The organism is Pseudomonas citri, assembly GCF_025336485.1.
In the GTDB taxonomy this organism is placed as follows: Bacteria; Pseudomonadota; Gammaproteobacteria; order Pseudomonadales; family Pseudomonadaceae; genus Aquipseudomonas; species Aquipseudomonas citri.
Map to the genome: position 1 here is coordinate 1 of NZ_JAODAB010000050.1, position 8,101 is coordinate 8,101.

At 58.3% G+C, this 8,101-nt stretch carries 10 protein-coding genes; 7 read left to right on the forward strand and 3 right to left on the reverse strand.

Features of this window, described 5'->3' with window-relative positions:
* The 4 genes from N4Q37_RS27500 to N4Q37_RS27515 all read left to right on the forward strand — a co-directional run.
* Positions 1 to 1,461 (forward strand): RHS repeat-associated core domain-containing protein (locus N4Q37_RS27500; RefSeq protein WP_260963335.1); only part of this gene is annotated, 1,461 nt, incomplete at its 5' end.
* Complete coding sequence (locus tag N4Q37_RS27505; protein WP_260963336.1) at positions 1,461 to 1,925, forward strand: hypothetical protein; 465 nt, start codon at positions 1,461 to 1,463, stop codon at positions 1,923 to 1,925. The genes N4Q37_RS27500 and N4Q37_RS27505, both read left to right, overlap by 1 nt.
* Positions 1,926 to 1,958: 33 nt before the next feature.
* Positions 1,959 to 2,969, forward strand: coding sequence for a hypothetical protein (locus tag N4Q37_RS27510; protein ID WP_260963337.1), 1,011 nt, complete (start codon positions 1,959 to 1,961; stop codon positions 2,967 to 2,969).
* A 483-nt stretch (positions 2,970 to 3,452) separates the two neighbouring features.
* Positions 3,453 to 3,812: a DUF6124 family protein gene (locus N4Q37_RS27515; RefSeq protein ID WP_260963338.1), complete on the forward strand. Its 360-nt coding sequence runs from the start codon at positions 3,453 to 3,455 to the stop codon at positions 3,810 to 3,812.
* 67 nt (positions 3,813 to 3,879) lie between these two features.
* Here N4Q37_RS27515 and trpA read toward each other — a convergent pair whose 3' ends face one another.
* Entirely contained in the window at positions 3,880 to 4,692 is an 813-nt protein-coding gene (gene trpA / locus N4Q37_RS27520; protein WP_260963339.1) for a tryptophan synthase subunit alpha, read from the reverse strand.
* The gene (gene trpB, locus N4Q37_RS27525) at positions 4,692 to 5,924 is read right to left on the reverse strand and encodes a tryptophan synthase subunit beta (protein WP_260963340.1); all 1,233 of its coding nucleotides are present in this window, start codon (positions 5,922 to 5,924) and stop codon (positions 4,692 to 4,694) included. The genes trpA and trpB overlap by 1 nt, the downstream gene beginning before the upstream one ends.
* A gap of 113 nt (positions 5,925 to 6,037) precedes the next feature.
* Between trpB and N4Q37_RS27530 the strand changes: the two genes are divergently transcribed.
* Positions 6,038 to 6,955 (forward strand): LysR family transcriptional regulator, encoded by a 918-nt coding sequence (locus N4Q37_RS27530; protein ID WP_260963341.1) that lies wholly within the window; start codon positions 6,038 to 6,040, stop codon positions 6,953 to 6,955.
* On the opposite strand, the gene N4Q37_RS27535 is transcribed toward N4Q37_RS27530, so the two are convergent.
* Positions 6,928 to 7,254 (reverse strand): DUF883 family protein, encoded by a 327-nt coding sequence (locus N4Q37_RS27535; protein ID WP_260963342.1) that lies wholly within the window; start codon positions 7,252 to 7,254, stop codon positions 6,928 to 6,930. The genes N4Q37_RS27530 and N4Q37_RS27535 overlap by 28 nt on opposite strands.
* 186 nt (positions 7,255 to 7,440) lie before the next feature.
* Between N4Q37_RS27535 and N4Q37_RS27540 the strand changes: the two genes are divergently transcribed.
* Together N4Q37_RS27540 and N4Q37_RS27545 are read left to right on the forward strand one after the other, a co-directional pair.
* The gene (locus N4Q37_RS27540) at positions 7,441 to 7,656 is read left to right on the forward strand and encodes a dodecin (protein WP_014335909.1); all 216 of its coding nucleotides are present in this window, start codon (positions 7,441 to 7,443) and stop codon (positions 7,654 to 7,656) included.
* A 113-nt stretch (positions 7,657 to 7,769) separates the two neighbouring features.
* Positions 7,770 to 7,991 (forward strand): DUF1161 domain-containing protein, encoded by a 222-nt coding sequence (locus N4Q37_RS27545; RefSeq protein WP_003177208.1) that lies wholly within the window; start codon positions 7,770 to 7,772, stop codon positions 7,989 to 7,991.
* Positions 7,992 to 8,101 lie beyond the last annotated feature (110 nt).

An 8,101-nucleotide genomic window follows, 5' to 3' on the forward strand; every position in this document is an offset into this window, starting at 1 on the left:
CAGATCAACCTCGACGGCCAGGTCATCAGCGACTTCGAACGCGACCGCCTGCACCGCGAAGTGCTGCGCACCCAAGGCCAGATCAGCACCCGCAGCGAATACGACCGCAGCGGCCGCCTGCGCGCACGGCAACGCCGCCACAGCAACCAACCCTCGCTGCTGCCGGCGGCGGTGCAAAAACACTTCGAGTACGACCCCGCCGACCACCTCATCGGCAAACTTGACCAGCAACCCGCCGCGCAAACTCGCCAGTTGCTGCACTACGACGCCACCGGTCACATCATTGCCAGCCAGGACAGCCTGCACGGCCAGCGCGAAACCTTCGCCTACGACGCCGCCGCCAACCTGCTGGACGGTCCCCAAACCGGCGCCGGACGAGTCGGGCACAACAAACTGCTGACCTACCAGGACAAGCGCTACCGCTACGACGCCTTCGGCCGGATGATCGAAAAACGCAGCACCAAGCGCGGCCTGCAACGCTTCGCCTACGACGCCGAAAGCCGCTTGATCGAAGTGCGCAACGACAACGGCAGCGTGGTCCGCATGACCTACGACCCGCTGGGCCGACGCATCGCCAAAACCGAACACGACAACAATGGTTACCCGCTGGGCGAAACCCGCTTCACCTGGGACGGCCTGCGCCTGCTACAGGAACATCGCCACCAGCAAACCAGCCTCTATCTCTACGAAGACAACGGCTACGAACCCCTCGCCCGCGTCGACGGCAGCGGCCCACTACAAAAAATCCGCTACTACCATAACGACCTCAACGGCCTGCCGGAACAACTCACCGAAGCCGACGGCCACCACGTCTGGCAGGCGACGTATCGAGTGTGGGGCAACACGCTGGAAGAAGTGCGCGAGGCGTACTACATCGAAGAGCAGAACCTGCGATTCCAGGGGCAGTACCTGGATCGGGAGACGGGGCTGCATTTCAATACGTTCAGGTTTTATGATCCGGATGTGGGGCGGTTTACTACGCCGGATCCGATTGGGTTGGCGGGGGGAATCAATTTCTACGCTTATGCGCCCAATCCCGCCGGGTATGCCGACCCACTGGGACTAAGCTGTACCCCGGCAAAAGGTTTTGCCCGAAAAAATACGATAACCAAACGATGGGTCGGAAAGCTGACAGGGAAAAAACCGACGGACGTAGACGGATATCTGACATCGCGAGGCTGGACCAAGACCTATCCACAAGCCGGCAGACCCGATGCAATCCAGCATATCCAGTATGTGCGGACTACAAAATCAGGAGCCACCTACAAGCTTGACTACCATCCAGGCGGCAGCCCTACCCAGCCCAACATTCATGGGAATGATTACTGGAAAGTATATAAATCGAAATCTGGGGAAGATGTTGTATTCGGAAGGATTGGACATGGCGAGTTCAAAAATTACGACCTGATCAAGGACTCGCCGGTTTACGTAGACGGAATGCTGATGAACGGTGGAATTTGATGATTGATTTTGCAGCCGACATACAATCCAAGCACTCAATTGCAAATATTTTGTTGCAAGGCAACATCTCAACCTATATCAATGATCTTTATGCAAATCATGAGATCAAAATAAAGAACTACAACCTACCTGACGGCGAGACCAGAACCGCATATATAGTGGACAGTACGCTCACTATCTCAACCTTACCTGATGGAACGATATTTTCTATAGGCTGCAACAGTCAATACAAAGGACTTTACAGAAACACGCTTTCTGCGGGAATGACTTTCGGTCAAATAAAAAAGCTTACAGAGCGTCAGCGCATCTTCAATGGCGTTGTCATACTCGATGACGACTTCGGTCTCTGTTACGTCTTACCCGCCCCTTACGACGAAATAGCCGATAGTATTGGAGACATACCACCCACGCTGGCCCTTGATGAAATTTACATATCTGATTTCTCTTCTTGGATTAGCAAATAACGTGAACCATAAAATTTCATGCCTGGACGAAAAATGGATATATTCGACCTGCTCTCATACAAGCTTGAACATTTCCTGAACGCGCGACCGTATCCAAAGGCGCTGGGCGCTGTATTTTATAAAGAAGATGAGCCATCACTGCTCCGTGTTGTTGCCAAAAAACACAATGGCTCCCCCTTCAGCGTGAGTCGCTGGCATGATCTGTTTTCTGTAGGCACTTTTGAAAAAGCCATGGCCAAAAGCGGTTTCACAGAAGGAGACTGCTACGCCCTTCTTCTAGTCCTGTCACGTTTTGGCTATCTTCTTGAAATCGACAACCGTCAACGCACCAACAAAGACTATTTTATTTTCTTCTATCTGATTCAACTGATCAGCTTGAAGAACAGCGCTCTCGATGCAGATGCACAACTCAGGAATTACGTGCTCAGGTTCCTCCTATTCGAATTGAGCATTGATGACGAAGTGTATCGGCGGTTCAGTGTCGAAGGTCATCGGTTGATGATGACGACTGACGCGTTGGGACCTGTGGCTTTTCTGGATGTTATCGACCGAGCCTATAAAGCGATCAAGGCTGACGACAGAAAAGAACACGAGCTTTTAAGAACGTTGAAACACTACCAAATGGACGTCATCAATTTACTCACAACGCCCGACAGCGCACGCCACCGTTTCGTCGTCAATGATCGCTTCAGCGAACTCATGTACCCCGATGTTTTTTTGCACGCTTATGAGAACGACAGAAAGCGGGTATTCATCGCATTGGTCGACACGACCAATCCGTTTCAGTCCACGGAAAACCTGTTTGTTTCCAACATTATCTTGATGAACTATTCCTTCCACGTTCTAAATGACAAGCCTCGCGAAATTTTGAAACTGAAGAAATACGTTAATGACCCAGCGCTGTTCGGCAGGCTGTTGGAAGCCATAATCACACGTCGAATGTCAGTCAATAAAGCGCTGTTCGAGAACCTACCAACAGGTCAGGATCTGTCCTTGATAAAGGACGATGAAGCTTCGTTCTACAATATTTTGTACCGTCTCTAGAGGCCTACAGAGGGCTAGCGCATCCCTTCAGAAAAACTGCATCAGACGATTTACGACGGCTGCGCCCGAGGCGTCGGACCAGCCGAGCGGGAGCAAGCTCCCTCGCCACGAACCCAGGGCCTTGCGAATGCCTTGTTTATTCTCCCGCTACCCATCGTCCGACAGGCCACGCAACCTTGCACCTTTGCCTACAACTACGCCAGAATCCGCCCGCTTGTGCGCCTTGCCGGTGGGTTCTATCGTTTCCCTGCCACTGCCCATCAGTGGTCGGGCTTGGCGGCCCGGTACGCGAAAGGCGCAACAGCCCCTCAATATGATTGCGATGTCTCTGGCATTGGCTCTCCTATGTTATGGCGGGTTGCGCAAGGATCCCTTCGGGGATGCCGGGTTCCTTTCGTTCCGGTCCGCCAACCTTGTGTAATCCGTCACCCCATCTGCTTGGCGGCAGACGGTGATGGTTCCTCTTACGAAAGGAGCTGCACCATGTTCAAAATTACACCGAATCCCCCCGAAGCAGATCGCATCTCGGCGACCACTAAATCCAAAACGAAGAAACAAGACGAAGCAGAAAAGCGCGCGCTGGATTTCTACCTGTTGCCAAAACAGACGCAGGCCGAAGACACACTCCAGCCAGACCAGCTATTCACCGTCGCAAAAAACGCCGATAACGAATCCCTGCTAGCCAACCTCAGCGAAACCCTGGCGTCCGCCGACGCGATGATCAGCCACCTGGCTTTCGATCTGGAAGGGCCCCGCCGCCACATCGCCCTCGGCGTCCAGCAATTGATAGAACTGAGCGCGCTGCTAGCGAACCGGGCGTTGGATAACGTCGATCCGCGTTAGCCACAAAAAAGGGGTTCGAAACATGGTTCCAAACCCCTTTTGTGTTTCCAACTGCTAACTAGAGTGCTCAGCTGACCCGCGCTTTGCGCACACCTTCAGCCAGGGCGGCACACAAGCTCAACACCCCGTCGATGGCTTGTTGCGGGGTATTGGCGCTGGCGATGTGGTCGATCAGCGCCGAGCCGACCACCACGCCGTCGGCCAACCGGGCGATGGCGGCGGCTTGCTCCGGGGTGCGGATGCCGAAACCGATGCTGATCGGCAAATCGGTGTGCCGACGCAGGCGGGCCACGGCTTCTTCCACGTGCTCCAACGTCGCGGCGCCGGCGCCGGTCACACCTGCCACCGATACGTAGTACACAAAGCCGGAACTGCCGTTGAGCACGGTAGGCAGGCGCACGTCGTCAGTGGTCGGCGTGGTCAGGCGGATGAAGTCCAGGCCGGCGGCCTGGGCCGGTTCGCAGAGTTCGCTGTTGTGCTCGGGCGGCATGTCCACGACGATAAGGCCATCGACACCCGCGTCCAGCGCCTCGCCAATGAAACGCTGCACGCCGTAGCGATGGATCGGGTTGAAGTAGCCCATGAGCACCAGTGGCGTCGCGATATTGTCCTTACGGAACTCGCGGACCATTTGCAGGGTTTTCGCCAGGTTTTGCTGGCCGCCCAACGCACGGATGTTCGCCAACTGGATCGCCGGGCCGTCGGCCATCGGATCGGTGAACGGCATACCCAACTCGATCACGTCGGCACCGGCTGCGGGCAGGCCCTTGAGGATCGCCAGCGAGGTGTCGTAGTCCGGGTCGCCAGCGGTGACGAAAGTCACCAGGGCCGCGCGGTTCTGTTCCTTGAGTTCGGCAAAACGGGTTTGCAGGCGGCTCATCAGTGTTTCTCCTGCTGGGATTGTTCCATGTGGTGCATCACGGTTTGCATGTCTTTGTCGCCACGGCCGGACAGGTTGACCACCATCAGGTGATCCTTGGGCAGGTTCGGTGCGCGCTTGAACACTTCGGCCAGGGCGTGGGAGCTTTCCAGGGCGGGAATGATCCCTTCCAGGCGGCAGCACTTGTGGAACGCTTCCAGGGCCTCGGCGTCGGTGATCGAGGTGTATTGGACACGACCGATGTCGTGCAACCAGGCGTGTTCCGGGCCGATACCGGGGTAATCCAGGCCAGCGGAAATCGAATGGGCGTCGATGATCTGGCCATCTTCGTCCTGCAACAGGAAGGTACGGTTGCCATGCAACACACCCGGCACGCCGCCGTTCAGGCTCGCCGCGTGCTTGCCGGTCTCGATACCGTAGCCGGCGGCTTCGACGCCGATGATCTCGACGCTCTTGTCATCCAGGAACGGGTGGAACAGGCCCATGGCGTTGGAGCCACCGCCGATGCACGCCACCAGGCTGTCGGGCAGGCGACCTTCCTGGGCTTGCAGTTGTTCGCGGGTTTCCTTGCCGATCACGGCCTGGAAGTCGCGCACCATCGCCGGGTACGGGTGCGGGCCGGCCACGGTGCCGATCAGGTAGAACGTGTTGTCGACGTTGGTTACCCAGTCGCGCAGGGCTTCGTTCATGGCGTCTTTCAGGGTGCCGGTGCCGGCGACCACCGGGATGACTTCGGCGCCCAGCAGTTTCATGCGGAACACGTTGGCCTGTTGGCGCTCGATGTCGGTGGTGCCCATGTAGATTACGCAATCCAGGCCGAAACGGGCCGCCACAGTGGCCGTGGCGACGCCGTGCATGCCGGCACCGGTCTCGGCGATGATGCGTTTCTTGCCCATGCGCCGCGCCAGCAGGATCTGGCCGATGCAATTGTTGATCTTGTGCGCGCCGGTGTGGTTCAGCTCTTCGCGCTTGAGGTAGATCTTGGCGCCGCCGCAGTACTCGGTCAGGCGCTCGGCGAAGTAAAGCGGGCTCGGGCGTCCGACATAGTCACGCTGGAAGTAGGCCAGTTCTTCGAGAAACGCCGGATCTTCCTTGGCCGCCTCGTATTCACGGGCCAGGTCAAGGATCAGTGGCATCAGGGTTTCGGCCACATAGCGGCCACCGAACGCACCGAACAGGCCGTTGGCGTCAGGACCGCTGCGCAGGTTGAAGGGGGTCGTGGACTGGGTCATCGGGGCGCTCCAGGCGAATGCGTAGAAGGACAATGAGCTTCACTCTACCCCTGACATCCGCCGCTGAAAACCGATAAGATCGCCGCAACCTGTCAGGAAAACTCACAGATACCATGCGCCACGACCTTCCCCCGCTCAACGCCCTGCGCGCCTTCGAGGCCACGGCCCGGCTGAACAGCGTAAGCCAGGCGGCTGAACAGCTGCATGTCACCCATGGCGCCGTCAGCCGGCAGTTGAAGGTACTGGAGGAACACCTGGGCCTGAGCCTGTTCGTCAAGGACGGTCGTGGCCTGAAACTCACAGATGCCGGCCTGCGCCTGCGCGATGGCTGCACCGACGCCTTCGAGCGCCTGCGCGCCGTCTGTGGTGAGCTGACGCAAAGCACGGCCGACGCTCCGTTCGTGCTGGGCTGCTCGGGAAGCCTGCTGGCGCGCTGGTTCATCCCCCGCCTGGGCCGGCTCCATGCCGACCTGCCGGACTTGCGCCTGCACCTGTCCGCCGGCGAAGGCGACCTGGACCCACGGCGCCCGGGCCTGGACGCCTTGCTGGTGTTCGCCGAGCCGCCCTGGCCGGCCGACATGCAGGTGTACGAACTGGTGGGCGAGCGGATCGGCCCTGTGTTGAGTCCACGCTATGCCGGTTTCGCCCGCCTGCAAGGCGCACCGGCCCGTGCGCTGCTGGACGAGCCGTTGCTGCACACCACCTCCCGGCCCCAGGCCTGGCCGACATGGGCACGGCAAAACGACCTCGAACCCCAGGCGTTGAAGTTCGGCCAGGGTTTCGAGCATCTCTATTATTTGCTGGAGGCCGCCGTGGCGGGGTTGGGCGTGGCCATCGCCCCCGAGCCGCTGGTGGCCGAGGACGTGCGCGCCGGGCGCCTCGTCGCGCCATGGGGCTTCGACGAAACCCCGGCGCGACTGGCGTTGTGGCTACCCAAGCGCGCCGCCGATGGGCGCGCCCGGCAACTGGCCCAATGGCTCCGGCATGAGCTGGGCCAACCGACTCAGTCCCCGCGCTTGCACAGCAGGTAAGCGGCCAGCAACCCGATGGCCCCCACCGCGACACCGGCGGTGGTCCAGGGATGCTCCTGTGCGTAGTCGCGGGTGGCGATCCCGGTTTCCCGGGTTCTGACCTTGACCTCTTCATAGGCGTCGCTGAGCAGATGCCGGGAATGTTTCAACGCATTTTCGGCGTTGGCCTTGAGAGACTTCAGGGTCTTGCGCGACTCGTCCGAAGCATCGTCCTTCAGGCTTTCCAAGGATTTGAGCAGACTCTCGATCTCCGCTTCCATGCTTTGCAACGAGGCTTTACGTAACGAATGGCTGGCCATAGTGGCTCTCTCCTGCAGTGGTTGAGTGCGTGTGAAAGTTGGGACTCCGACCGTTTGGGAAAGTGCAGTAAATCTGAACTTCGCCGTATGGATGGCGCCACACGCAAGGTGAAAAAAAATCGCTGCTAGGCTCTTTATGGCAATGCAGCGAAGACAACGCAGCTATGACAGTCCAAGGAGAACGGCATGAGTGATCATCACACCTACAAGAAAGTCGAGCTGGTCGGCTCCTCCCCCACCAGCATCGAAGACGCCATCAACAATGCCCTGGCCGAAGCCAGCAAAAGCCTCAAGCACCTGGAATGGTTCGAAGTCACGGAAACCCGTGGACACATCGCAAACGGCCGGGCCGCGCACTTTCAGGTAACCATTAAAGTCGGTTTCCGGATCGCCAATAGCTGAAGACGGTGAACTTGTACGCTGGCGCAGTGCCACAGGAGTGGCGATGCGCTATGGTATGCGCTCAGATCTTTCCGATCCCTGCCCTGTTTTGATCCGACCAAGGAGTGCGAGTGATGAAGAAGTTGATGGTGGCCCTGGGTTTGCTGAGCCTGGCCGGTGGCGCGTTCGCCGCTGGCAAGCCTTGCGAAGAGCTGAAAAGCGAAATCGCCGCGAAGCTGGATGCCAAGGGCGTATCAGGTTATTCGCTGGAAATCGTCGATAAGGGCGCAGCGGCTGACGGAAAAGTCGTTGGCACCTGTGAGGGTGGCGCGAAGGAAATCGTCTACAAAAAGTGATGTTTTTTGCATGAAAAAGCCGACGCCTTGCGTCGGCTTAATGAGATGGTCACCCCCACACCCTGCGAGGGCTACGCTTTCGCAGGGTGTTTTGTTTTCGGAGGCCATCA